A 24,372-nucleotide genomic window follows, 5' to 3' on the forward strand; every position below is an offset into this window, starting at 1 on the left:
CGCCCCCGCGCCCCTCGGCGTACACGCCCGCGCTTCCCGGCGCGCTCACACCTGCTGCCCGAACAGCTCCCGCAGCACGTCCGCCATCGTCACCAGACCCGCCAGCCGCCCGTCCGCGCCGAGCACCGCCGCCAGGTGGGTGCGGCTGCCCCGCATCGCGGTGAGCACGTCGTCCAGCGGCGTGTTCTCCCGCACCCGGGCGATCGGCCGCATGTCGCGCAGCCGGAACGGCAGGTCCCGCCGCGGGGCGTCCAGCGCGTCCTTGACGTGCAGGTACCCGATGATGCGGCGCCCCTCGTCGACCACCGGGAAGCGGGAGAAACCGGAGTCGGCCGACAGCCGCTCCAGCTCCTCCGGCGTGATGCCCAAGCGGGCGTAGACGACCCGCTCCAGCGGCACCACGACGTCCCGCACCGGCCGGCTGCCCAGCTCCAGCGCGTCGTGCAGCCGCTCCTGCGCGCGGTCGTCGATCAGCCCGGCCTCGCCGGCGTCCTTGACGATCTCGGCCAGTTCCGTGTCCGTGAAGGTGGCCGCGACCTCGTTCCTCGCCTCCACCCGCAGCAGCTTCAGCAGCCCGTTCGCGAAGGCGTTGACCGTGAAGATCACCGGGCGCAGCGCCCGGGCCAGCCCCACCAGCGGCGGGCCGAGCAGCAGCGCGCTGCGCACGGGTTCGGCCAGCGCGACGTTCTTCGGCACCATCTCGCCGAGCAGCATGTGCAGGTAGGTCGCCAGCACCAGGGCGATCACGAACGACACCGCGCGGCCCGCGCCCGCGGGCACGCCGAGCGCGTGGAACACCGGCTCCAGCAGGTGCTCGATGGCGGGCTCCGCCACCACACCGAGGACCAGCGTGCACAGCGTGATGCCCAGCTGCGCGGCCGCCAGGAGCGCGGAGACGTGCTCCAGGCCCCACAGCACGGCCCTCGCGCGCCGGTCGCCCTCCTCCGCGTACGGCTCGATCTGGCTGCGGCGCACCGAGATCAGCGCGAACTCGGCGCCCACGAAGAAGGCGTTGACGACGAGGGTCGCCAGACCGATCAGCAGTTGTACCGCGGTCATCGGCCCTGCGCCTCCTTCGTGCGGCCCGCCGGGCCGCCGCGCTCGTCGTCCAGCGGCGCGTGCAGCAGGACGCGCGCGGCCCGGCGGCCGGCGGCGTCCACGACGTCCATGCGCCAGCCGGCGACCTCGATCGAGTCGCCGACGGCGGGGATCCGGCCCAGCTCGGTGGCGACCAGGCCGGCCAGGGTCTCGTACGGCCCCTCGGGCACCCGCAGCCCCACCCGCGTCAGCTGGTCGACGCGGGCCGAACCGTCCGCCGAGTACAGCGCGTGGCCCTCGGCGTCGGCGCCGGCAGGGACGAGGTCGGGCGTCTCCAGCGGATCGTGCTCGTCGCGCACCTCGCCGACGACCTCCTCGACGATGTCCTCCAGGGTCACCACGCCGGCCGTGCCGCCGTACTCGTCGATGACGACCGCCATGGTGCGCCTGCCGGACAGCCGGTCCAGCAGCCGGTCCACGGTCAGCGACTCCGGCACGAACAGCGGCTCGCGCATGATCTCCGCGACGGGCACCCGGGCCCGGCGGTGCGCGGGCAGCGCGAGCACGTCCTTGACATGGGCGGTGCCGATCACCGAATCGAGGGTGCCGCGGTAGACGGGGAAGCGGGACAGGCCGGTGGCGCGGGTCGCGTTCGCCACGTCCTCGCAGGTCGCCTGGGACTCCAGGGCGACGACCCGGACGCGCGGGGTCATCACGTTCTCCGCGGTGAGGTCGGCCAGGTTCAGGGTGCGCACGAACAGCTCGGCGGTGTCCGGCTCCAGGGCGCCCTCGCGGGCCGAGTGCCGGGCCAGCACCGCCAGCTCCTGCGGGCCGCGCGCGGAGGCCAGCTCCTCGGCGGGCTCGACGCCGAGGCGGCGCACCAGGCGGTTGGCGGCGTTGTTCAGGTGGGCGATGAACGGGCGGAAGACGGCGCTGAACCAGCGCAGCGGGTTGCCCACCCGCCGGGCCATGGTCAGCGGCGCGGAGATCGCCCAGTTCTTGGGCACCAGTTCGCCGACCACCATCAGGAACACCGTGGACAGCGCCGTGCCCAGCACCAGCGCGACGGAGGACGCCGTCGCCCGCGAGGCGCCGAGGGCCTGCAGCGGGCCCGCGAGCAGCCGCGCGATCGATGGCTCGGCGAGCATGCCGACCACCAGGTTGGTGACGGTGATGCCGAGCTGCGCCCCGGAGAGCTGGAAGGTGAGGTTCCGTACGGCCTTCAGGGCGCCGGCCGCGCCGCCCTCACCGCGCTCCGCGGCCCGCTCCAGCTCGCCGCGCTCGACCGTGGTCAGCGAGAACTCGGCGGCGACGAACGCGCCGCAGGCCAGCGACAGCAGCACCGCCACCAGCAGCAGGAGCACTTCGGTCACCGGGCCACCCCCCTGCCGGGACCGGACGGGCGGGGAAGGGGCGTGCGGTGGCGCGTACGGGGAGGATCGCCCATGGGCGGACGCTCACAACCTTTCATGGGGGACCGAGTGCTCCTCCCACGGTAAAGGATGAGCAAAGAAGCGGGCGAGGGTGAGCCGGTGACGCGGTCCGGCGTCCACCGGTGAACGGCCGCCCACCGAGCGGCCTCACCCGGTGAGTCTCGTCCGCCGAGCGGTTTCACCCGATGAACGGCCGCCCGCTGAGCGGCCTCACCCGCCGAGCGACTTCACCCGGTGAGCGGCTTGACCCAGCGCCGCCACTGCTCCTGCGGCCCGTACCCGGCCGCCCGCCAGGCGCGGTGCGCCGTCTCGTTGCCGGTCAGCACCATGGCGTCCGCCCGGCGGCCCCCGAGCCGCACGAACCGCTCCTGCGCGGCGGCCAGCAGCGCCGAGGCGATGCCGCGGCGGCGGTGGCCGGGGTGGACCGCGAGCCGGTACAGGTGGCAGCGCCAGCCGTCGAAGCCGGCGATCACCGTGCCGACCAGCTCGCCGCCCAGCTCGGCCAGCAGCAACGCCTCGGGATCGCGGGCGACCAGCCGCTCCACGCCCTCCCGGTCGTCGCTGATGCTGGTGCCCTCGGCGGCCGTCCTCCAGAACGCCAGCACGGTGCCGGAGTCGGCGCCGGTCGCGGCACGGATGCGCAGATCAAGGAGGGCATCACCCGTACGCGGACCAGAAGGGGCATCACTCATGCGCGGATCAGCAGGGGCATCACTCATACGGTGATCCCATCACGCCCGGCTCCCCGGCACGGCGGAATTCCGCTGTGCGGACGCCGGCCGCTCCTCGGCGCGCAGCGCCGCCATCACCGGCGCGAACGCCTCCATCGACGACTCCAGCACGGTCAGGTACGTGAAGCCGTACCGCTCGCGCTGCGCCCGCACCTGGGCGACGATCTCCTCCAGCGTGCCGAACAGGAAGATCGGCAGGCCCAGCACCTGCTCCCGGGTGAGGTCCGGCAGGTGCCGCAGCAGCGGCTCGGCGGCGGCCTCGCGGTCCTCGGTGACGACCACCCGCTGGATCAGCAGGTTCAGCTCGGCGGGCGCGCGCCGGCCGGCCGCGAACTCCCGGTAGCGGGCCATCCGCTCGTCCAGCTCCTCCGCCGTGATCGGCGCCAGGCCGGTCGCGCTGCCGGGCGCCGGCCTGGCCCCGGTGAACGCCGCCACGTCGGCGTGCTCGGCGGTCAGCCGCAGCACGCGGTCGCCGTTGCCGCCGATCAGCAGGGGCACCCGCGCCTGCCGCGGGCGCGGCCGGTGGTCCGGCGAGCCGAGCAGCTTCTCCAGTTCCTCCACGGTGCGCCGCAGGTGGTCCACGCGCTCGCGTGGCGAGCCGAACGGCAGCCCGGCCGTGTCGTGCTCGGCCCGCACGTAGCCGGTGCCCAGGCCGAGTTCCAGGCGCCCGCCGGTCAGCGCGTCGGTGGTGGCCACCTCGCGGGCCAGCAGCGCCGGGTTCCAGAAGCCGGCGTTGAGGACGAACGTGCCCACCCGCGGCCGCTCTGTCGCCTCCGCGGCGGCCACCAGCGCCGGGAACGGCGCGGGCAGACCGAGGTGGTCGGGGACGAGCAGCACGTCGTAGCCGAGCTCCTCGGCGCGGCGGCACTTGGCGCGCCACTCGGCGGCGGAGGCGGGCTCCAGCAGATTGACGCCGAAACGGAACGGACGGGTCATCGGATCTCCCTCATGCGTCGCGCGGCGGTGACGCTCCGTACTCCACCACCTTCGGTGCCGCCGGGCGAGCCGTTTCTGCCCACGGCGTAGGCAGGCCGGCGCCGCCTCACTCGTGGGCGATGGCCGCCAGCACGTTCATCCGGGAGGCGCGCAGCGCGGGCAGCAGCGCCGCCACCACACCGACCACCGCCGAACCGACCACGACCGCGACGATCGTGCCCCAGGGAACGGCGAACGCCGTCATGCCCTCCAGCGCGAGCACCTGCTGCAGGCACACGCCCCACACCAGGCCCAGAGCCAGTCAACGGGACAACCCTGCCGGTCGAGGAGGCCGGCCAGTGGCTGAGGGACCACTTCGGGGACGACCCCGAGCCGAAGGTGGACATCACGCTCATGGCCAGAGAGTCCAATCCCCATGATCTACCGAGAAGTGCTGGAGATCCTGTTTGGTCCCCCCGGCGGCTGAGGGGACGACATAATGCCGCCACATGGGTGACCCCGGCGGCGCGGCAACGCCCCGGGGTCTGGCCAGTCGCGAAGGGACTGACATGAACCAGGTTCTCACGGACGAGAAGCAGAGGCTGCTCACCGCCATCGACGCTGTACTCAAGACGGCGGAGCCCGGACAGCTCCGGGCTGTCGCCTACCTCCGAGTCTCCACCGAGGACCAGAAGAAGGGCTACGGCATCTCCTACACCGGCAAACGCGTGGTCAGGCACATCGCCAAGAAGGGCTGGGCGCTGGTCGATGTCTTCGCGGACGAGGGCTTCAGTGGCAGCCTGGACCATACGCAGCGTCCGGACCTCGGCCGTCTCATGGAGCTGGCCCGGCAGAAGCCGCGCCCCTTCGATCTAGTGGCCGTCCACGAAGAGCGCGCCATCGGCCGCGCCGACCGGGCCTTCTGGCCCTGGGTGTGGGAACTGGAAGACCTCGGCATCTTCACCGCCATCGTCAAGGGCGACTACGACAACACCACCGACGAGGGCCGCTCACGCATGCGCAAGGCGGCCGACCGCGCCGAAGACGAGCGGATCATCATTCGTGACCGCACGCAGGGCGGCCTTCAGGAGAAGGCCGAAGAGGGCGGGTACACGGGTGGTTTCGTCCCCTTCGGGTACGAGGTTGAGAATCAGGGCGTCAAGGGTGAATCCCGCCTCGTGGTCAAGGAAGCGGATCTGCCCACCCTGCGCAGAGCGCGCACGGTCTTCGTGGCCAAGAAGAGCTGGCCCGATACTGCGGCCGTTCTGAACGCCGAAGGGCTCTTCACCCGCTCCGGGAAGCCCTGGAGTCACCGGAACCTGCAGAAGATTATGCTGGGGGACCCGGTCCTCAACTCCAGGATCATCTTCCGCAAGGAGAAGAAGGCGAAGCTGGACCGCGACGGGAAACCGATGTACGGCGAATCCGTCGTCATCGAGCTGCCGCCCATCTTCAGTGAGGAAGAGCGCGCAGAGCTGTTGGAGGCGGCGCAGCTCGTGAAAAAGGCTCCTCCTGTCAGGCGGGGCAGGGTCTACATCCTCAGCAGTCGGCTGATCTCCCCTTGCGGGGAGAAGTACACCGGGCACCTGAAGAACGGGAAGACGCCCGGCTACCGATGCAACGGATCGGCCTCCGCCGGAGGTCACGGCTGCGACTGCCTCTTCCTTGAAGCCGATGTGACCGAAGAGGCGGTGTGGTCCAAGTTCTGCGAGGCGCTGGGCGACATTGAGCGGCTGCGGAAAGTGGCCGAAGACTGGACCGGCGTCAACCAGGGGCAGAACATCAACCACGCCGAGCGGATCGCCGACCTGGAGAAGCAGATCAAGACGCTCCGCAGGACCAAGACCGTCACGATGTCCCTGGCCATTCGCGAAGCCATCGCCGAAGGAGCCACGGACGAAGACGCGGAAGCGCAGGCGGCGGCAGCCGTCCGCCCCCTGAACGAGGAGCTGGCCAGTCTGGAGAGCCTGAAGGCCGAAACGGAGGCGTGGGCGGCCGAGACGGCAGAAGCCGGCCAAAGGGCCAGGGATTTGCTTCAGCTGGCCGAGACGGCCCACAAACGGCTGGAGAACCTGAAGCCTGAGCAGAAGCGGCGCCTTCTGGAGCTGTTGGACACCACGGTCACTGTGAAGGGGAATGCCCGGCAGGGGCGAGCCGGTACACCCTGTGCCCTGGCCGGGTGGTTCCGCGAGAACGGGCGCCTGGTGCCGGAGATGACGGACGAGGCATGGCAGGCCGTGGCCGACCTGTTTCCGAAGCTGCGCAAGTACGACGTCCGGAAGGTCGTCGATGGCCTTCTCTACAAGGCCCGTACGGGCGTGCAGTGGGCCAAGCTGCCTGCAGAGTACGGGCATGGGCCCTCGGTGCACACGATGTGGACCCGGTGGCACAAGACGGGCTTGTGGGAGCAGGCCATGGACCGTCTGGCCGACCGTGGAGGAGTGGAGCCCTTCCGGCCGTGGGTGGCTCCGTCCATGTCCATCCGTACCTGGGTGATTCCGGAGCTGCTGCTAGACGCAGAGCAGAACCTGGGCGGAGGCTTGCGAAGCCGAGCATGACGTACTTGATCACGTCGAGGAAGGTGCCGAGCTGCTCGGCGTCCGACTTCGCCTGCTCGTCGGCGGTCCGGACGTCGTAGGCCGCACCGGAGCCGGCGGTCGCGGAGCCGAGGGCCGCGGTGACCCGCCGCTTGAGCACCGGGTGGCCCACCCCCTCGGCGGCGTCCACGGAGATGCTCGTGGCACGGGCCGGGGAGCCGAGCAGCCGGGTCTGCGCGGTCGGGGTGTCGAGGTAGACGAGGGCGGTCCCCGGGTTGGTGGTGGTGAAGGTGACGATGCCGACGACGCGCACCGTGAAGACGCCGGGCTGGGCCATCATCGTCAGCGGATCGCCGATGTGCACGTGCCGGCGGTCGGCGGTCTCCGCGTCGATCAGGGCCTCGCCGGCGCGCGGGGCACGGCCGGAGGTGAGCCGCACCGCCCGGTGGGGGGAGGGGTACCAGTTGCGGACGACGGTGGGGGCGCCCGTCGTCGGGCCCACCGCGTCGTGGTGCCGGTCGACGACGGTGACCTGGTCGGTGGCCGCGTCCACGTGGGCGGCCGCCACCCCGTCGACCCGCTCCAGGCGGGCCGCGAGGGCGGCGGGCAGGGTCGGGGTGGCGCCGGTGGGGACGGAGGAGCGCAGATCCTGCCGGGGCTCCACGGTGACATCGGCCGCGGTGGAGGCGAAGAGGCGGTCGAAGGTGCGGCCGACGGTGTCGGAGAAGATCAGGCTGCCCGCGACGAACGCCACGGACAGAACCACCGCGAGGGCCGACAGCAGCAGCCGGCCCTTGTGCGCGAGGAAGCTCCTCAGCGACGCCTTCAGCACGGGTCACCCCTCCCCGGGCACCGCGCCGCGCACCGCGTCGAACCGCTTCATCCGCTCCAGCACCGCCTCCGCCGTGGGCCGCTCCATCTCGTCCACGATCCTGCCGTCCGCCAGGAACAGCACCAGGTCGGACCGGGCGGCGGCCACCGGGTCGTGGGTGACCATCACCACCGTCTGGCCGAGCCTGTCCACGGACTGGCGCAGGAAGCCCAGCACCTCCTGCCCGGAGCGCGAGTCGAGGTTGCCGGTCGGCTCGTCGGCGAAGATCAGCTCCGGGCGCGAGGCCAGGGCGCGGGCGCAGGCCACGCGCTGCTGCTGGCCGCCGGAGAGCTGCGCGGGGCGGTGGCCCAGGCGGTCGCGCAGGCCCAGCGTGTCGATCACCTCGTCGATCCACTTCTCGTCCGGCCTGCGGCCCGCGATGTCCATCGGCAGCGTGATGTTCTCCAGCGCCGTCAGCGTCGGAACCAGGTTGAACGACTGGAAGACGAACCCGACCCGGTCCCGCCGCAGCCGCGTCAGCTCCCGCTCCTTCAGCCCGGTGATCTCGGTGTCGCCGATCCACACTTGGCCGGCGGAGACGGTGTCCAGCCCGGCCAGGCAGTGCAGCAGCGTGGACTTCCCGGAGCCCGAGGGCCCCATGACGGCGGTGAACCGGCCGCGTGCGATGTCCACGTCCACCGCGTCCAGGGCGAGCACTGCCGTCTCGCCCGAGCCGTAGGCCTTGGTCAGCCCGCGGGCCCGGGCCGCGGCCGCACCGGCCGGCGCCCGGCCCGGGACATGGTCCGCAGTGGATGTGGACAAGACCGCCTCCTCGCTCCGTTCCGGTACGCGCGCGGTGCGCGGGCCCGGTCTCCGCGGCGCGCGGACCCGCCGGACCCCTGTCCCGGCCGAGGGTAGTGTGACCGGGCGCACACCCGGTATCCCCCCTGGGACCGAGCCGCGCTCCGCCTCGGGTCGGGCCCCGCAGACCGGTGTAAGGGGCATTTTTCGCCCGCGGGCGCGTCCCCGCCGGTGCGGAGCCGGTGGGAGCCGCCACACGGGAACCGTTCCGGCGGGACACCGCCGCGCGCGGCGCGGCCCGGCCCGCTCTCCGGGCGGACGGGAGGAGAAGACCTCCAGGCGGACGGGAGGAGAGGAGAGAGGAAGAAGGAGAGAGGACCGGCTGGTTCAGGCGCCGGCCGGCGGGCGCCAGGCCGTGCCGAGGACGCAGGAGGAGGTGGGCAGGGTCGGGCCCGTCTCCGGGAGCATCAGCCGCCGGTAGGGGCCGAGCACGAAACCCGCGTCGCGCAGCGCGGCGACCGGGTCGCGGGAGAGGTGGCAGTTGCCGTTCAGCAGCGGCCACCCCATGCGGTCCAGGGCGCGCTGGGTGGTCGTCATCGCCCTGCCGCCGCCGCGCCCGTGTTCGAAGAACCGCACCTCGCCGCCGGGCCGCAGCACCCGGCGCACTTCACCCAGCGCCCGCGGCAGGTCCCGCACGCTGCACAGCACCAGCGACACCACCGCCGCGTCGAAGCCCTCGCTCTTGACCGGCAGGGCCTCCGCCGCACCCGGCACCACGTCCACCGGCACCTCCGCGCGCAGCGCCGCCTCGACGGCCAACTGCCGCAGGGTGCGCTCCGGTTCGATCGCCACGACCTCCGCGACGGTGTGCGGGTAGCGCGCGAAGTTCAGCCCGTTGCCCGCGCCGATCTCGATCACCCGCCCCGACAGCCCGGCCAGCAGCCGGTCCCGCACGGATCTCATCCCGAGCCTCGTCTCGGCCGCCCGGCTGACGCGTGCGTAGGAGCGGGCGAAGAGCGGATGGTGGACGGGGTCCCGCCGCACCGTGCGCGGGCGGACGGAGGGGAGCGGCATGGCGACCTCCCGGGACGAGGACGGGCCTTACGGCGATTGTCCCCCGTCCGCGCCTGGCGCACGCCCGTCCGGGACCCGCCCAGTGGTCCCAGTCGGTACGACCGTGACCCGCGCCCCGCGCACGCCCGCCCGGGACGCTCAGCGGGCCGCGTCCGGCGCTCCCGTTTCCGGCGCGTACGCCGCCGGCGCCTGGCGCACCGTGAACGCCGCCGCGTCCCAGGTGCCGTCCAGGCGCGGCGCCAGCCAGCCCGGCGCCGCGGCGCGGAACTCGGCGGGCGCCAGCGCGCCGGCGCCGGCGGGCAGCGCGCCCAGCAGCGGGGCGCCGGCCACCTCGGGCAGGTCGGCGACGTTGCACCGCTCGGCCAGGCCGGGCGAGGGCGGCCAGCTGCCGATCACGACCCCCAGCAACTCGATGTCCCGGGAACGCAGTTCACGGGCCGTCAGCTCGGTGGCGTTCAGCGTGCCCAGCCCGGCCGGGGCGACCACCAGCACCGGGGCCGCCAACTGCGCGGCCACGTCGGCGAGGGTGCCGCCCGCCGCGTCGAAGCGCACCAGCAGGCCGCCCGCGCCCTCGACCAGTACCAGGTCGTGCTCGGTGGCCAACTTGGCGGCGGTCTCGGCCACTTCGTGCGGATGCACCGGGGCCAGTCCGGCCCGGCGCGCGGCCGTGGCCGGCGCCAGCGGCTCGGGGAACCGGGCGACCTCGACGGCTGTTGGGGCGCCCGACAGCCGCGCCGCCTCCTGGGCGTCCCCGCGTTCCCCGGGCCGCAGCCCGGTCTGCGCGGCCTTCAGCACGGCCACCGACCGGCCGGCCGCGACCGCGGCCGCGGCGACGGCGGCGGTCGTGACCGTCTTGCCGATCTCCGTGCCCGTACCCGTGATCACCAGTACCGGCATCTCATCCCTCCCGCGCCGCCGCGCACACCGCGCGCGCGATCCGCGCCACGTCCTCGTCTTCCGTCACGTACGGCGGCATCGTGTACACCAGGTCGCGGAACGGGCGCAGCCACACGCCCTCGCGCACCGCGGCCCGCGTCGCCGCCGCCATGTCCACCGGGTGGTCGAGCTGGACCACCCCGATCGCGCCCAGGACCCGCACGTCCCGTACCCCCGGCAGTCCGGCGGCGGGCGCCAGTCCCTCGCGCAGCCCGGTCTCGATCCGCTTGACCTCGGCACGCCAGTCCTGGCCGAGCAGCAGTCCGATCGAGGCGCACGCCACGGCCGCCGCCAGCGGATTGCCCATGAACGTCGGCCCGTGCGCCAGCACCGGCACCTCGCCCCGGGAGATCCCCTCGGCCACGCGGGAGGTGCACAGCGTCGCCGCCATCGTCAGGTATCCGCCGGTCAGCGCCTTGCCGACGCACATCACGTCCGGGGCGACGGCCGCGTGGTCCGCCGCGAACAGCGCGCCGGTGCGGCCGAACCCGGTGGCGATCTCGTCGAACACCAGCAGCACGTCGTGCGCGTCGCACGCCTCGCGCAGCACCCGCAGGTAGGCGGGGGAGTGGAAGCGCATCCCGCCCGCGCCCTGCACCACCGGTTCCACGATCACCGCGGCCAGTTCGTGCGCGTGCCGCTCCACCAGCTCCCGCAGGTGGCCGGCGTACGCCTCCTCGTACGCGGCCGGCGGCGCGTCCGCGAACACCTGGCGCGGCAGCGCCCCGGCCCACAGCTCGTGCATCCCGCCCTCGGGGTCGCACACGGACATCGGGTGCCAGGTGTCGCCGTGGTAGCCGCCCCGCCAGGTCAGCAGGCGCCGCTTCTCCGGTCGGCCGAGCGAGCGCCAGTACTGCAGGCACATCTTCAGGGCGACCTCGACCGACACCGACCCGGAGTCGGCGAGGAAGACGTGCTCCAGACCCTCGGGCGACAGGTCGACGAGGAGCTTCGCGAGGCGGACGGCGGGCTCGTGGGTGAGCCCGCCGAACATCACGTGGCTCATCCGCGCGAGCTGCTCGCGGGCGGCCTCGTTGAGCACCGGGTGGTTGTAGCCGTGGATCGCCGACCACCACGACGCCATGCCGTCGACCAGTTCGCCCGAGCCGTCCGCGAGCCTGAGCCGCACTCCGCTCGCCGACTCCACGACCAGCGGCTCTTGCCGGCCGGGCATCGGGCCGTAGGGGTGCCAGACGTGCCGGCGGTCCAGTTCCAGCAGCTCGGGCAGGCCGAGCGTGGGCAGGCCGAGGTCAGGCATTGGGCGGCAGGTCCGTTCCGGCGCCGCGGCGGCGGACGGCCACCAGGTCGGTGCGCGGCTCGTCGGCCGACGGCACCGGGGCGGCCGTACCGCACACCCCGCCGCCCTCGTGGCAGGCGGACGGGGCGCTGCCGTGGCAGCCGCCGCCCCTCCGGTGCTCGGGCAGCGTCACCTGGTCGGCGCCCTCCACCTCGAACCCGGCGTCCGCGATCATCTCCAGGTCCGCCTTGCCGGCCTGGCCCTCGCTGGTGAGGTAGTCGCCCAGGAAGATGGAGTTGGCGATGTGCAGGGCCAGCGGCTGCAGTGTGCGCAGGTGCAGCTCGCGGCCGCCGGCGATGCGGACCTCCACGTCCGGGCAGACGAAGCGGACCATGGCCAGGATGCGCAGGCAGCGCTGCGGGGTCAGGTGCCACTCCTTGGCCAGCGGGGTGCCCTCGAACGGGATGAGGAAGTTCACCGGAACGGAGTCCGCGTCCAGCTCGCGCAGCGCGAAGACGACGTCGACGAGGTCCTCGTCGCTCTCGCCCATGCCGGCGATCAGGCCGGAGCAGGCGGACAGCCCGGCCGCGTGCGCCTTGTGCACGGTGTCGACGCGGTCGGCGTAGGTGTGGGTGGTGGTGATGTCGCCGTACGTCGCCTCGGAGGTGTTGAGGTTGTGGTTGTAGGCGTCGGCGCCGGCCGCGCGCAGCCGCTCCGCCTGCCCGTCGGAGAGCAGCCCCAGGCAGGCGCACACCTCGACGTCCCCGTGCTGCTCCTTGATGGCCCTGATGGTCTGCGACACGCGGTCCACGTCCCGGTCGGTCGGGCCGCGCCCGCTGGCCACCAGGCAGACCCGCTTGGCGCCGCCGGCCAGGCCCGCGGCCGCCACCTGCGTGGCCTCCTCGGGCTTGAGCCAGGTGTACTTCAGGATGCCGGCCTCGGAGCCGAGCCGCTGGGAGCAGTAGGAGCAGTCCTCGGGGCACAGGCCGGACTTGAGGTTGACCAGGTAGTTGAGTTTCACCCGGCGGCCGAACCAGTGCCGGCGCACCTTGCCGGCCGCGGCCACCACATCGAGCAGGTCGTCGTCGGAGGTGGCCAGCACGGCCAGCGCCTCGTCGCGGGTCGGCAGCTCGCGCCGAAGCCCCTTGTCCACCAGCGTGTTCAGCAGGTCCATGAGGTCCGATCCTGTCCTACGGGGCCGCCCGGGGCCAAGGAGAGTTTGCACAACACTGACAGATCACCGTGTGGGTATCACCACACCTCGGCCGGACCGTCGTGCCGCTAATGTCTGTGCACTGCCTACAAAAGCACCGGAGGGGCCATGGCGTTCGGCTGGATCGACGAGCAGGCAACGGCGCGCCGCCGCGCCGGACTCGTCCGCACCCTGCGCCCCCGCCCGGCCGACTCGCCGCTGCTCGACCTGGCGGGCAACGACTACCTCGGCCTCGCCCGCCACCCCGAGGTCACCGAGGCCGCCGCGGCGGCGGCCCGCACCTGGGGCGGCGGATCGACCGGCTCCCGGCTCGTCACCGGCACCACCGACCTGCACACCGAACTCGAACGCGAACTGGCCGCCTTCTGCGGCTTCGAGGCGGCCCTGGTCTTCTCCTCCGGCTACGCCGCCAACCTCGCCGCCGTCACCGCGCTCGCCCCGCACGGCTCCCTGATCGTCTCCGACGCGGGCAACCACGCCTCGCTGATCGACGGCTGCCGGCTGGCCCGCGGCACCACGCAGGTCGTGCCGCACGCCGACGCCGACGCCGTGCGCAAGGCCCTGGGCGCGCACGACGGGCCCGCCGTCGTCGTCTCCGACACGGTGTTCTCCGTCGACGGCGACGCCGCCCCGCTGGCCGAACTGGCGCGGGCGTGCCGGGAACACGGCGCGGGGCTGGTGGTCGACGACGCGCACGGGCTGGGCGTCCTGGGCGACGGCGGGCGCGGCGCGCCGTACGCGGCGGGGCTCGCGGGCGCGGCCGACGTGGTGGCGACGGTGACGCTGTCGAAGTCGCTGGGCAGCCAGGGCGGCGCGGTCCTCGGCCCCGCGCGGGTGGTGGACCATCTGGTCAACACGGCGCGGACGTTCATCTTCGACACCGGGCTCGCCCCCGCCGCGGCCGGGGCGGCCCTGGCGGCCCTGCGGCTGCTGCGCCGCGAACCGCACCGGGCGGCGCGGGTGCGCGAGGCCGCGGCCGGGCTGCACGCCCGCCTCACGGCCGCGGGCCTGGAGGCGGTACGGCCGGACGCCGCCGTGGTGTCGGTGCGGGCCCCGTCGCCGGAGGCGGCCGTCGGCTGGGCGGCCGCGTGCCGGGCGGCCGGAGTGGCCGTGGGCTGCTTCCGGCCGCCCTCCGTGCCCGACGGCGTCTCCCGGCTCAGGCTGACCGCCCGCGCCGATCTGACGCGGGAGCAGCTCGACCGGGCGGTCCGGGTGATCGTCGGCGTGCGACCGTGAGTCGGCGTGGCACGGCCGTGCGCCGCAGTCGGGGACCACTCGGGCCGGACGCGGCCGGGATCACCGCACGGCGGTGAGGAACTCCCTCCAACTGGCCGGGGTGAACAGCAGCGCGGGCCCGGCCGGGGCCTTGGAGTCGCGCACGGCAAGCAGCCCGGCCCACGGGCCGGAGGCGGGGCGGGCCGTCTCGACGCAGTTGTTGGCTCCGGTGCTGTAGCTGCTGCGCAGCCACCGCACTCCGAGCAGACGGGTACTGGATGCAAGAGTCCGGGGCGGTGCGGACATGGCGCCTCCTTTGCGCGTCACCCGGCTCCGGCGACGGCGGCGATGAAATCCAGCGATTCCTCGGGTGAAAGAGCGTGTCGCCGAAGGGCGTTGAAGGCCTCGGCATAGGCCCGGAGGTCTTCTTTCCGCTCGAGGTAGAGGCTACTCGTCAAGTGGTCGAGAACGACCACATCCAGATCGGAAGTGCGCGGAAACGAGAAGATGACGAAAGGGCCGGTGACGCCTATGTGCGCTCCCGCGGAGAACGGCAGCACCTGCAGGCGCACGTGCGGCAGCCGGGCCGCCTCGACGAGCCGCTCCAGTTGACGCGCCATCACCTCCGGACCGCCCACCTCCCGCCGCAGCACGGCCTCGTCCAGCACCGCGCTCAGCCTGAGCGGCGGATCCGCCCGCAGCACGTCCTGCCGCGCCAGCCGCACCCGCACCAGCGCGTCCAGACGCTCCTCGGTGGCGCCCTCCACCGCCGCCCGGGTCACCGCCCGGGCGTACTCCGGCGTCTGCAGCAGCCCCGGCACGACCGTGGTCTCCAGCGTGCGCATCGCGCTCGCCTGCGACTCCAGGCTGATGAAGTCCCGGTAGGTGGGCGGCAGCACCCCGCGGTAGGCGTGCCACCAGTGGTGCCGGCCGTCGCCGTCGTCCGAGCCCGCCAACACCACCAGCAACTCGCGCAGTTGGGGATCGCCGACGCCGTAGGCGTCCAGGAGCAGCCGTACGTCGGAGGGTTTCACCCCGCTCGCGCCGGTCTCGATCCGGCTCACCTTCGACTGGTGCCAGCCCACCAGCCGGGCCGCCTCACCGCTCGTGAGACCCGCACGGGCGCGCAGTGCGCGCAGTTCGGCGCCCAGTTTCCGGCGGCGCACCGCGGGGCCGTGCTGCATGGGCCGCTCCCTACTCCGTATGAGCCGCCCGCATACGCTCTGCCGTTGCAGAGTTCACCGCATCGGGCGACAGATATATGCATATCTTGGTGGATCGCCATCCGTACGGGGCGCCGCAGTGGCAGTCTGACGGGCGAACCACCAGTCCGGGACCGTACTCGAAACCGACCGCTTCGCGGGGGACCCGTCGGTCCCGCGGGAAAGGGACGACATCGCCATGGCAGACCATCTGGAAGCCTCCATCACTCTGCCGAGCGATCCCGCCTCGGTCTCCGCGGCCCGCTCCCACGTCGTCGGCACCCTGGCGGAGTGGGGCCTGCCGCCGCAATCCGAGACCGCCGACACGATCCGGCTCATCGTCTCCGAACTGGTCACCAACGCCGTGCAGCACACCTTCGGGCAGTCCCCCACCTTCACCGTCGACCTCGCCCTGGAACGCGACGAACACCTGCGCATCGGCGTCACCGACAGCCACCCCCGCTTTCCCAGACGCCTGCCCGCCGCCGTCCAGCAGGACAACGGCCGCGGCATGGTCATCATCCGCTGGCTCACCGCGGAGAGCGGCGGCCGGATGAGCGTCACGCCCACCCGCGAGGGCGGCAAGACCATCTGCGTCGAACTGCCGTGGACGGTCCGGGCACGAGCAGTCCCGGCGGCCGGACAGCAGGAGGCGTAGCTCCGTCCGTCCGCCCGGTTCCCCGCCCCTTCCCCTCGTCGCCGCCGGTTCCGCCGTTCCGGTCGGTTCGTGGGCCGGACCCGGCGAAGAAGCCGCCACACGTCCTCACTGCCGGCCCTGCTGCGCGGCACGACCGCGGCCCCGGGCCTCGCGCTGACCAGAACGCACACCAGGGCGTGCCCGGGCGTGGCGACCAGTACCGACGGTGCGGCCCCCGCCCGCGCCAGCGCCTCCTCCACCCCCGCCGGGCCGGGTGCCGCGGGGCCATGCTGATCAGCGGCCGGCCAGCCGGCTCCGCCGGCGGCAGCCGACCCGATCCCTCGGCCAGGACGTGCCCCGGCCGGCCCACGTCCTGCAGGCGGTCACCGGCGGTGCACCGGCGGCTCTCGGTGCGACGCTGCTCCTCGAACCGTTGCGGGCGTCCGCTGGGCGCTGACGCGCGCCGCCGGCCGTGCCGGCTCCGGTGAGCCGCCCGCCGGCTGCCGCTCCCCGGTCAGGCCCGCCCGGAGCACCAGGCGGGGCAGCAGCCACCACAGCCCCAGGCACACCAGGAAGGTGGCCGCGCTGGCCGCGATTCCGCCGGCCCGGTCGGTGGTGACGTCGACGACGAGCATCACCGATCCGGTGAACGCCAGCACCAGCACCCTCATGCCGGCCGTGGCCAGCCGCGAGGAGACCTGCACGATGCGCGGCTTGGCGCCGCGCTGGAAGAGCGAGCGGTGCAGGGCCGCGGGCGCCGTGAACAGCGCGGCGGCGAGCACGGTGAGCAGGAGCGTGGCGACGTACGTGGCGCGCTGGACGGTGTCCAGCGACGGGAAGCGCTGCGTGAACGCCAGGGACAGCAGGAACGCGAAGAGGATCTGCACCCCGGTCTGCGTCACGCGCAGCTCCTGCAGCAGCTCGCCGAAGTTGCGGTCGGCGCGCTCCAGCGGCGTCTCGTTGCGGGCCGTGCAGGGCCGGCGCTCGGTGCCGGAGTCCAGGTGTTCCATGCCCTACGGGTAACCGTTCCGGTCCGGGTCAAGCCCGCCCGGACCGGGGGCGGGCGCGCCGGGGCGGCGGCACCGCGGGGCGCCGCCGCCCCGCGAGGTCAGCCGACCCGGCCGTACCAGACGCTCCTGGTCCAGATCTTCTGCAGTCTGACGACGTCGCCGGTCTTCGGCGCGTGCCAGATCTTGTTCTTCCCGGCGTAGATGCCGACGTGGTACACGTTCGACCCCGAGTGGAAGAACACCAGGTCTCCGGCCCTGCGGTTCCTGGCGGAGATGTGCCGCGTCTTGTTGTACTGCTGGGCCGCCGTGCGCGGCAGCTTCTTGCCGGCCTTCTTGAACGAGTACAGCGTGAGCCCGGAGCAGTCGAACCGGTGCGGTCCGGTGGCCCCCCACTTGTAGGGGGCGCCCTTCTTGGACGCCGCCACCTGGAGTGCCTTCGTCGCCGGTGTCGCGGCGGACGCCTCGGGGGCGGCGCCGGGCACCACGAGGGAGCCGCCCACGGCGGCGATGGTCAGGGCCGAGGCCGTACCGGCCCGGGCCATCAGCGACGGGACTCGATTGAGCGCAGTCATGCGCCACCCTTCGTCAGCCGCCTGTGAAGGATGACCTGTCGGATTCGGGCTGGCGAAGTAGCCCGGCCACGTTGCCGCGGCTTCACCCCAAGGACCGCTCGGAGCTTCGGCGCACCAGCGTGCGCATCCGCTCCGGCGACCCGTCGTGCTTGGGTCCTCCACTCCTGCCGGTCCACTCCTGTCGACCCGTCATCCGGGCGGCGGCAGGACTCGGCGTCCGCCCGGACCGCCCCGCCTCTTGTGGCGGGGGCTTGTCGTCGACAGGGATCTTGGCGCATGGATGTCCGAAAAGCCCAACGGAAACGGGGATATGTGGTGTTACTCACCACTCACCCGTTCGGGTGGACATCTGCTCGACCGGCGGCGTGTCCAGATCGTTGACGGGCCCCGGACCAGCGTCGGAACGCCGCGTTCCGGTCGGTGTCCACGCCCGAGGCGCAAGCCGGACGGTCTCGTGGGCGCAGCGGCTTCTCCACCGATGGGGGGTATCCCTTCTGGTCCATCGGTGTCCGCCGAACGGCGTCAACCGGTGTGCTCCGGCGGCACGGTGAGGCGGGCGACGCGCCGCTCACCGTCCAGGACGCGCAACGCCCGGGCCAGGGTTGCGGCGTGCAGCTCGGTTTCACCCCGCTGGTGCATCAGCGCGAGCGCGTCGCGCAGGCCGGCGGCCGTGCGCACCAGCGCCTGGGCGGCCCTGAGGCCGCGGTAGGTGCCGCCGGGCCGCGCCGGGTTGATGCGGCCGAGCAGGTCGACCGCGTCGAGGTAACGGTCGATCAGCTCGGCCTCGGCGCGGGTCAGGGCGGGCAGCGGCGGGAGGTCGGGCGGCAGCATCGGCGGGGTCACCTCGCGCCGAAGACGGCGTCGGTGGCGTCGTCGGCGGCGTCGCGGCGCGACAGGACGCGGTCCACCAGGCCGTACTCCAGGGCGCCCGCGGCGTCCAGGATGCGGTCCCGCTCGATGTCCGCGTGCACCTGCTCGGGGCTGCGGCCGGTGTGGTGGGCGAGCATCTCCTCCAGACGGGTGCGGATCCGGGACAGTTCGCCGGCCTGGATGGCCAGGTCGCTCGCCTGCCCCTCCACCGGTTCCGGCAGCGACGGCTGGCGGAGGGTCACCCGTGCGCCCGGCAGGGCGTGGCGCTTGCCCGGCGTGCCCGCGGCGAGCAGGACGGCGGCGCAGGAGCCGGCCTGGCCCAGGCAGAAGGTCGCCACGTCGCAGCTGACGTACTGCATCGTGTCGTGGATCGCCGACATCGCGGTGAAGGAGCCGCCCGGCGCGTTGATGTACAGCGCGATGTCCTGGTCCGGTGCCTGGTGCTCCAGATGCATGAACTGGGCGATCACGTCGTTGGCCGAGGCGTCGTCGACCTGCGTGCCGAGGAAGACGATCCGCCCCTCGAGCAGCTTGGCGTACGGATCCAGCGTGCGGTGCCCGTAGGCCGTGCGTTCGGTGAACTCGGGCAGGACGTGACGGGCGGACGGTCCGGTCAAGGCGCACCCCTTCCGACGGCTCGCGCTACGGCGGCTCGACTTCTGTAAAAAATGTACAGGACGTACGGTACTCGGCTTCCGTGGATCTGTCACCGGCGCGGCGCCTTGATCGGGGGGGAGGGGCGGCTGCACTGTGACAAATACGGATGAAACGACCGGCTGATTCCGTGTTCGGCGGACAGCCGGCCCGACCCGAGAGGAAACCGTGAGCTTCCGAGTCGGCTTTCTGACGCTCGAGCCCCCGGCGCGCCCCGCGGACCGCCCGCCCGCCGGGACGGCGTTCGTCGTGGTGGAGCGGGGACCGCACGCCGGCACCCGGTTCGGCCTGGACCGGGACGTCCTCTCCGTCGGCCGGGGCTTGAGCAGCGACATCCGCCTCGACGACCCGACCGTCTCCCGCCGGCACGCCGAGTTCCGCCGCGCCCGCCGGGACGGCGGCGAGATCAGCGTCGTCGACGTGGGCAGCCGCAACGGCACGTACGTCAACCAGGAGCGGGTGGACGCGGCCGTCCTCTCCGACGGCGACGAGGTGCTGATCGGCAACGTCCGGCTGCTCTTCCTGCGGCCCTGACCACCCGGTCCGCGGCACCGGGCGACCGGTCCGCGGCTCCGCTCGCCCCGTCCGCGGCCCCGGAGCACCTCGACCGGGACCCGACCGCTCCCACCGGGGTCCCGACCGCTCCCACCGGGGTCCCGGGCGTTCCCACCGGGGCTCCGGCCGCTCCCGCCGAGCCCCGGGCCCCGAGCCGCGTACACGGGCCCGGGCTCCGGCGGCCGCCGCCCGTAAGCTGGACGTATGGCCTACGAGATTCCGGTGACGCAAGCCAGGGCTGAGCTCGCCGACCTCATCAACCGGGTGGTCTACGGCGGCGAGCGCGTGGTGGTCACGCGGCACGGCAGACCCCTCGTCGCCCTGGTCTCCGCCGCCGACCTCGAACGGCTCGAGGAGGCCGAGGCCGCCGGGTCCGCGTCCGCCGACGAGCAGGTGATCGGCACCCTCTCCAGCGTCCGCGAGGCCCCCTCCGCCCCCCGGGGAGGGCGGCAGCAGCGGTTCGGCATCGCGGCCGAGCACCGGGGGCCGGAGGTGCGGTAGCGGGCGTCCCACCGCCTTACGGCCACCCGGCACCCGTCATCCGTCGGGTGGCGGGGCCACGGCCCGGTCGCGCCGCCGTGCGGGGCAAACGGCGGAACGCCGCCTCCGGCACCGGCGTGGAGCACAAGCCTCACCCCGCCACGGGTCGGCCCCGATGAACCGGCTTCTTCCCCCTCCAGGCACCTGCGGACACTCCTGATGCCCGGCAGCACCGCGTCCACGGCGACAGCGACGACGCCGGTCTCACCTTCGCCTGCCTGTTCCTCCCCCTTCCCCTGAGGCGACCACTGGCCGACGGCCAAGACGCATGGCTGAGCCGCATCGACCCGCGCTTGAGCACCGTTACCGGCGACGGTCAGTAATCAACCGTTGAACCCCACGCCGAATACGCGACACCTCACCATGCGAGCCCACCGGTCGCGCCGCACTCCTCGTCCCGGCCGACGGCCGCCCTCGGACACGACCCCCGGGAACTGGACGCCGCCGCCGACGCCGGCCCGGCGACGCCACGGCGGTGCCGGCGCGGTCGGCGGGAGAGGTGGACCGGGCGGCTGGACGGGCCCGCCGTGCCGGCCGGATCCGCCGCCCCCGACGCGCTGCGACCGCGCCGGGTACTGGACGAGGCGCAGGCGGACCCCGGCCGTCGCCCCGCTGAACGGACAGTCACTCTCCGGTTATCGGATTGGCAAAGAAGGTCAACAAACCCTGTTCTCGCAGGACGCACAGAGGCGAGGATCGCGCGTATCCATTCGCAACCATGTACGGGGAGGTCCCACTTGAGGGACAACAGACCCAAAGGCCGGGCCCTGGCGCTCAGTTCGGCCGGGGCGCTCGCCGCCGCGACCCTCATAGCCGGCGCCGTCGCGGCGCCCACCGCGAGCGCCGGCACCCGGCCGGCCCAGGACCGCGAGGCGCGCGGCGCCGCGATCGCCGCCGCCCGCGCCGCCAAGGCCGGGATCGACTGGCAGGACTGCCCCGCCGACTGGGGGCTGGAGAAGCCCATCCAGTGCGGCTGGGTGACGGTGCCGCTCGACTACGCCCACCCGAACGGCAAGCAGATCAAGCTCGCCGTCGACCGCATCGGCAACACCGGCACGCCGCAGGAGCGGCAGGGCGCCCTCGTCTACAACCCGGGCGGCCCCGGCGGCTCCGGTCTGCGCTTCCCGCGCCGGGTCACCACCAAGAACCCGGTGTGGGCCAACGTGGCCAAGGCCTACGACTTCGTCGGCTTCGACCCGCGCGGCGTGGGCCACTCGGCGCCCATCTCGTGCGCGGACCCGCAGGAGTTCGTCAAGGCGCCCAAGATGGACCCGGTGCCGGACAGCGAGGCCGACAAGCTCGCCCAGCGCAAGCTCGCCCGCGAGTACGCCGAGGGCTGCTACGAGCGCACCGGCCGCGCGATGCTGCAGCAGATGACCACGCCGAACACCGCACGCGACCTGGACGTCATCCGGGCCGCGCTCGGCGAGAAGAAGCTCAACTACCTGGGCGTCTCCTACGGCACCTACCTCGGCGCCGTCTACGGCACGCTGTTCCCCGGCCACCTGCGCCGCATGGTCGTGGACAGCGTCGTCAACCCCTCGCGCGAGAAGATCTGGTACCAGGCCAACCTGGACCAGGACGTCGCCTTCGAGGGCCGCTGGAAGGACTGGGAGGACTGGGTCGCCGCCAACGACGCCGCCTTCCACCTCGGCACCACGCGCGAGGCCGTCCAGGCCAAGTGGCTGCGGCTGCGCGCCACCGCCAAGAAGAACCCCATCGGCGGGGTCGTCGGCCCGGCCGAGCTGATCTCCTTCTTCCAGAGCGCCCCGTACTACGACTCCTCGTGGGTGCCGGTCGCCACCGTCTTCAGCAAGTACTACGCCGGTGACACCCAGGCGCTGGTCGACGCCGCCGCCCCCGACCTGTCCGACACCGCGGGCAACATCTCCTCGGAGAACGGCAACGCCGTCTACACGGCCGTCGAGTGCACCGACGCCAAGTGGCCCACCAGCTGGACGAAGTGGGACCGGGACAACACGCGGCTCAACAAGGACTACCCGTTCATGACCTGGGCCAACGCGTGGATGAACCTGCCGTGCGCGACCTGGCCGGTCAAGCAGCGGACGCCGGTGGACGTCCGCACCGGCAGGGGCCTGCCGCCCGTGCTGATCGTGCAGTCCACGCGGGACGCCGCCACTCCCTACGACGGCGCCGTCGAACTGCACCGCCGTTTCCGGGGCTCCCGCCTGATCACCGAGAAGGACGCCGGCTCGCACGGTGTGACCGGCCTGGTCAACCCCTGCATCAACGACCGGGTGGACGCCTACCTGCTCACCGGCAGGCTGGACGCGGCGGACGTGACCTGCGGTCCGCACGCCACGCCCAAGCCGTAGGCAGCGGGCGGCCGCGACAGTCGTACCCGACGGCACGGGGCGGCCGGACCACACTCCGGCCGCCCCTTTTGACGTACCGTCAACTCAACGGCATCCGGGGGAACTTGCGTTCCTTGAGCCCCTGCGCGGCGGCCTGTTCGGCCTTGGCCTCGGCCGCGTACCGGTCGACGTACTCCTGCTCCGACAGCGACAGGATCGCGTACATGATCTCGTCGGTCACCGCGCGCAGGACCGCCCTCTCGTTCTCCAGGCCCGCGTAGCGGGAGAAGTCCAGCGGCTCACCGAAGCGGATGGTCACCGGGCGGATACGGGGGACGACCTGGCCGGGCGGCTGCGCCTCGAACGTGCCGATCATCGCGCAGGGGACCACCGGCACCCCCGCCGTCAGCGCCATCACCGCCACCCCCACCTTCCCCTTGTACAGGCGGCCGTCGTGCGAGCGCGTGCCCTCCGGGTAGATGCCGAGCAACTCGCCCCGGCCCAGCACCCGCAGCCCCTCGCGGATCGCGGCCCGCCCGGCCTCCTTGCCGGAGCGGTCGACCGGGATCTGCCCGGCGCTGCGGAAGAAGAACGCCGTCAGCCGGCCCTTCAGGCCGGGGCCGGTGAAGTACTCCGCCTTCGCCAGGAAGGTGATGCGCCGCTTGAGCACCGCCGGCATCAGGAAGTGGTCGGAGAACGACAGGTGGTTGCCCGCGATGATCGCCGGTCCGGTCTCCGGCACGTGCTCCAGGCCCTCGATGCGGGGGCGGAAGAGCAGCCTGAGCAGGGGGCCGAGCAGCACGTACTTGAGCAGGTAGTAGAACAAGGGCGCTCCTCATCTGTGCGGTCACCGCTGCGGTCATCGCTGCGGTCGCCGCGGCCGGCGGGTGCGCGCGGGCCGGCCGGTGGCGGGCTGCCAGTGCGGGAAGGACCGGGGCGGACGTCCGGCCCCGGTGCGACGGCCCGCGGACCCGCCGCACCGGGGCCGCGCCTCACACCACCGGCTGGTGCGTGTCGCCGCCGCGCGGGGCGTGGCGGCCGTGGAGGTGCCGCCGGTGTGCCCCGCCGTTCACCGCCAGGGCCACACCCAGGCAGAAGATCAGGGCCAGCGCCAGGCCGGCGCAGAAGATCTGCAGCACGTCCATGGTGGCGATGGTGTGGCCGAACACGGTCACCGTGTACTCGGGGCCGCCGGACAGGTTGTCGGCGATGACCAGGCCGGTGAAGGCGCCGGTGGCCGCGAGGAGGAGCAGTCCGACGAGCAGCATGGGGGTCATCTCCTCGGAAAGCGGTCCCGAAAGCTCCCGGCGGGAGCCCCGGAGAAATCCTGTCTCCTCCTCAAGTACCCGTGCCCGCGCAGCCCAGACGGCCCGGGGCCCGCGGAAGACGGGGTACGGCCGGGGCCCGCCCGGGTACCCGGCCGTCGAAGCGCACACGACCGACGAAAGGAGCGCCGTCATGGCCCAGCACGTACGCGACATCATGACCAGCGCGCCGGTGACGGTGGGACCGCAGACCTCGGTCACCCAGGTGGCCCGGCTGATGCGTGACGAGGACATCGGCGCCGTCCTGGTGGCGGAGGGCGACGACCTGCGCGGCCTGGTCAGCGACCGCGACCTGGTGGTCCGCGCCCTCGCCGAGGGCGACGACCCCGACGAGACCACCGTGGCCGGCGTGTGCAGCGGCGACCTGTACACCGTCACGCCGGACGAGGACCTCGACCAGGCCGTGCGGCTGATGCGTGAGCACGCGGTGCGCCGCGTCCCCGTCGTCGACCACGGCCGCCCCGTGGGCATCGTCTCCCTCGGCGACCTGGCCATGGAACGCGACCCGGACTCCGCGCTCGGCGGCATCAGCGCCGCCCGGCCCAACCGGTGACGCGCCACGGGGCGCCGGCCGCGGCCGGCGCCCCGGTTCTTCCGGCGGTCGGCGCCCCGGTCCCGGCGGTCGGCGTCCCGGTTCCGGCCGGCCCGGGGCCCGGCCGGCGCGTCACCCGTCCGGGCCCCGGAGAACCCGCCGCGGACGCCGGCCGGGACCCCGGCGGCACCGGGTGGATTCCGGCCGGTCCGGGCGGGC

The 24,372-nt window shown here is 73.3% G+C and carries 24 protein-coding genes and 2 pseudogenes; 7 read left to right on the forward strand and 19 right to left on the reverse strand.

From position 1 onward, the window contains the following. Window positions 1-45 precede the first annotated feature (45 nt). The 5 genes and pseudogenes from IE225_RS12835 to IE225_RS12855 form a co-directional block, all read right to left on the reverse strand. Window positions 46-1,059 (reverse strand): hemolysin family protein, encoded by a 1,014-nt coding sequence (locus IE225_RS12835; RefSeq protein ID WP_190057588.1) that lies wholly within the window; start codon window positions 1,057-1,059, stop codon window positions 46-48. Beyond that, a complete protein-coding gene (locus IE225_RS12840; RefSeq protein WP_190057589.1) occupies window positions 1,056-2,411 on the reverse strand; it encodes a hemolysin family protein in 1,356 nt (451 codons plus the stop codon). The genes IE225_RS12835 and IE225_RS12840 overlap by 4 nt, the downstream gene beginning before the upstream one ends. Window positions 2,412-2,698: 287 nt before the next feature. Further along, a complete protein-coding gene (locus IE225_RS12845) occupies window positions 2,699-3,163 on the reverse strand; it encodes a GNAT family N-acetyltransferase (protein ID WP_190057590.1) in 465 nt (154 codons plus the stop codon). Window positions 3,164-3,202: 39 nt separating this feature from the next. After that, on the reverse strand, window positions 3,203-4,138 hold the full coding sequence (locus IE225_RS12850) for an LLM class F420-dependent oxidoreductase (RefSeq protein ID WP_190057591.1): 936 nt from the start codon (window positions 4,136-4,138) through the stop codon (window positions 3,203-3,205). Between the two features lie 106 nt (window positions 4,139-4,244). Further along, window positions 4,245-4,439, reverse strand: a pseudogene (locus IE225_RS12855) (hypothetical protein); the annotation flags it as partial. A gap of 247 nt (window positions 4,440-4,686) precedes the next feature. On the opposite strand from IE225_RS12855, the gene IE225_RS12860 reads away from it, so the two are divergent. Beyond that, window positions 4,687-6,675, forward strand: coding sequence for a recombinase family protein (locus IE225_RS12860; RefSeq protein WP_190057592.1), 1,989 nt, complete (start codon window positions 4,687-4,689; stop codon window positions 6,673-6,675). On the opposite strand, the pseudogene IE225_RS12865 reads toward IE225_RS12860, so the two are convergent. The 6 genes and pseudogenes from IE225_RS12865 to bioB all read right to left on the reverse strand — a co-directional run. After that, window positions 6,653-7,486 (reverse strand): annotated as a pseudogene (locus IE225_RS12865) (ABC transporter permease); the annotation flags it as partial. The gene IE225_RS12860 and the pseudogene IE225_RS12865 sit on opposite strands and share 23 nt — an antisense overlap. Before the next feature lie 3 nt (window positions 7,487-7,489). Beyond that, window positions 7,490-8,287: an ABC transporter ATP-binding protein gene (locus IE225_RS12870; protein ID WP_190057593.1), complete on the reverse strand. Its 798-nt coding sequence runs from the start codon at window positions 8,285-8,287 to the stop codon at window positions 7,490-7,492. Window positions 8,288-8,653: 366 nt separating this feature from the next. Next, entirely contained in the window at window positions 8,654-9,340 is a 687-nt protein-coding gene (locus tag IE225_RS12875; RefSeq protein ID WP_190057594.1) for a class I SAM-dependent methyltransferase, read from the reverse strand. Window positions 9,341-9,478: 138 nt separating this feature from the next. Beyond that, window positions 9,479-10,237, reverse strand: coding sequence for a dethiobiotin synthase (bioD, locus tag IE225_RS12880; RefSeq protein ID WP_190057595.1), 759 nt, complete (start codon window positions 10,235-10,237; stop codon window positions 9,479-9,481). 1 nt (window position 10,238) lies between these two features. Then, on the reverse strand, window positions 10,239-11,534 hold the full coding sequence (locus tag IE225_RS12885) for an adenosylmethionine--8-amino-7-oxononanoate transaminase (protein ID WP_190057596.1): 1,296 nt from the start codon (window positions 11,532-11,534) through the stop codon (window positions 10,239-10,241). Further along, a complete protein-coding gene (gene bioB, locus IE225_RS12890) occupies window positions 11,527-12,687 on the reverse strand; it encodes a biotin synthase BioB (protein ID WP_190057597.1) in 1,161 nt (386 codons plus the stop codon). The genes IE225_RS12885 and bioB overlap by 8 nt, the downstream gene beginning before the upstream one ends. A gap of 147 nt (window positions 12,688-12,834) precedes the next feature. On the opposite strand from bioB, the gene IE225_RS12895 reads away from it, so the two are divergent. Continuing rightward, window positions 12,835-13,962, forward strand: a complete 1,128-nt coding sequence (locus IE225_RS12895) for an 8-amino-7-oxononanoate synthase (protein ID WP_190057598.1) — start codon at window positions 12,835-12,837, stop codon at window positions 13,960-13,962. A gap of 60 nt (window positions 13,963-14,022) precedes the next feature. On the opposite strand, the gene IE225_RS12900 is transcribed toward IE225_RS12895, so the two are convergent. After that, entirely contained in the window at window positions 14,023-14,247 is a 225-nt protein-coding gene (locus IE225_RS12900) for a DUF397 domain-containing protein (RefSeq protein ID WP_190057599.1), read from the reverse strand. Between the two features lie 17 nt (window positions 14,248-14,264). Beyond that, window positions 14,265-15,125 carry a helix-turn-helix domain-containing protein gene (locus IE225_RS12905; RefSeq protein ID WP_190057600.1) on the reverse strand — a complete coding sequence of 287 codons (861 nt, stop codon included), beginning with the start codon at window positions 15,123-15,125 and terminating at the stop codon, window positions 14,265-14,267. A 217-nt stretch (window positions 15,126-15,342) separates the two neighbouring features. On the opposite strand from IE225_RS12905, the gene IE225_RS12910 reads away from it, so the two are divergent. After that, on the forward strand, window positions 15,343-15,801 hold the full coding sequence (locus IE225_RS12910; protein ID WP_190057601.1) for an ATP-binding protein: 459 nt from the start codon (window positions 15,343-15,345) through the stop codon (window positions 15,799-15,801). A gap of 362 nt (window positions 15,802-16,163) precedes the next feature. Here IE225_RS12910 and IE225_RS12915 read toward each other — a convergent pair whose 3' ends face one another. The 4 genes from IE225_RS12915 to IE225_RS12930 form a co-directional block, all read right to left on the reverse strand. Next, window positions 16,164-16,790, reverse strand: coding sequence for a DUF6328 family protein (locus IE225_RS12915; protein ID WP_190057602.1), 627 nt, complete (start codon window positions 16,788-16,790; stop codon window positions 16,164-16,166). A gap of 98 nt (window positions 16,791-16,888) precedes the next feature. Further along, window positions 16,889-17,362 carry a C40 family peptidase gene (locus tag IE225_RS12920; protein ID WP_190057603.1) on the reverse strand — a complete coding sequence of 158 codons (474 nt, stop codon included), beginning with the start codon at window positions 17,360-17,362 and terminating at the stop codon, window positions 16,889-16,891. Between the two features lie 522 nt (window positions 17,363-17,884). Next, a complete protein-coding gene (locus tag IE225_RS12925) occupies window positions 17,885-18,193 on the reverse strand; it encodes a hypothetical protein (RefSeq protein ID WP_190057604.1) in 309 nt (102 codons plus the stop codon). Window positions 18,194-18,201: 8 nt separating this feature from the next. Further along, window positions 18,202-18,849 (reverse strand): ATP-dependent Clp protease proteolytic subunit, encoded by a 648-nt coding sequence (locus IE225_RS12930; RefSeq protein WP_190057605.1) that lies wholly within the window; start codon window positions 18,847-18,849, stop codon window positions 18,202-18,204. A gap of 205 nt (window positions 18,850-19,054) precedes the next feature. On the opposite strand from IE225_RS12930, the gene IE225_RS12935 reads away from it, so the two are divergent. The 3 genes from IE225_RS12935 (at window position 19,055) to IE225_RS12945 (ending at window position 22,317) form a co-directional block, all read left to right on the forward strand. Continuing rightward, on the forward strand, window positions 19,055-19,420 hold the full coding sequence (locus tag IE225_RS12935; RefSeq protein WP_190057606.1) for an FHA domain-containing protein: 366 nt from the start codon (window positions 19,055-19,057) through the stop codon (window positions 19,418-19,420). A 225-nt stretch (window positions 19,421-19,645) separates the two neighbouring features. Continuing rightward, window positions 19,646-19,942 (forward strand): type II toxin-antitoxin system Phd/YefM family antitoxin, encoded by a 297-nt coding sequence (locus IE225_RS12940; RefSeq protein WP_190057607.1) that lies wholly within the window; start codon window positions 19,646-19,648, stop codon window positions 19,940-19,942. Window positions 19,943-20,718: 776 nt separating this feature from the next. Continuing rightward, the gene (locus IE225_RS12945) at window positions 20,719-22,317 is read left to right on the forward strand and encodes an alpha/beta hydrolase (RefSeq protein WP_190057608.1); all 1,599 of its coding nucleotides are present in this window, start codon (window positions 20,719-20,721) and stop codon (window positions 22,315-22,317) included. A gap of 79 nt (window positions 22,318-22,396) precedes the next feature. On the opposite strand, the gene IE225_RS12950 is transcribed toward IE225_RS12945, so the two are convergent. Both IE225_RS12950 and IE225_RS12955 read right to left on the reverse strand, forming a co-directional pair. Further along, window positions 22,397-23,122 carry a lysophospholipid acyltransferase family protein gene (locus tag IE225_RS12950; protein WP_190057609.1) on the reverse strand — a complete coding sequence of 242 codons (726 nt, stop codon included), beginning with the start codon at window positions 23,120-23,122 and terminating at the stop codon, window positions 22,397-22,399. Window positions 23,123-23,288: 166 nt separating this feature from the next. Further along, complete coding sequence (locus IE225_RS12955; protein ID WP_190057610.1) at window positions 23,289-23,564, reverse strand: hypothetical protein; 276 nt, start codon at window positions 23,562-23,564, stop codon at window positions 23,289-23,291. A 190-nt stretch (window positions 23,565-23,754) separates the two neighbouring features. On the opposite strand from IE225_RS12955, the gene IE225_RS12960 reads away from it, so the two are divergent. Beyond that, entirely contained in the window at window positions 23,755-24,174 is a 420-nt protein-coding gene (locus IE225_RS12960; protein ID WP_190057611.1) for a CBS domain-containing protein, read from the forward strand. Window positions 24,175-24,372: the final 198 nt, after the last annotated feature.

Origin of the sequence: Streptomyces echinoruber, from assembly GCF_014651135.1 — a bacterium.
In the GTDB taxonomy this organism is placed as follows: Bacteria; Actinomycetota; Actinomycetes; order Streptomycetales; family Streptomycetaceae; genus Streptomyces; species Streptomyces echinoruber.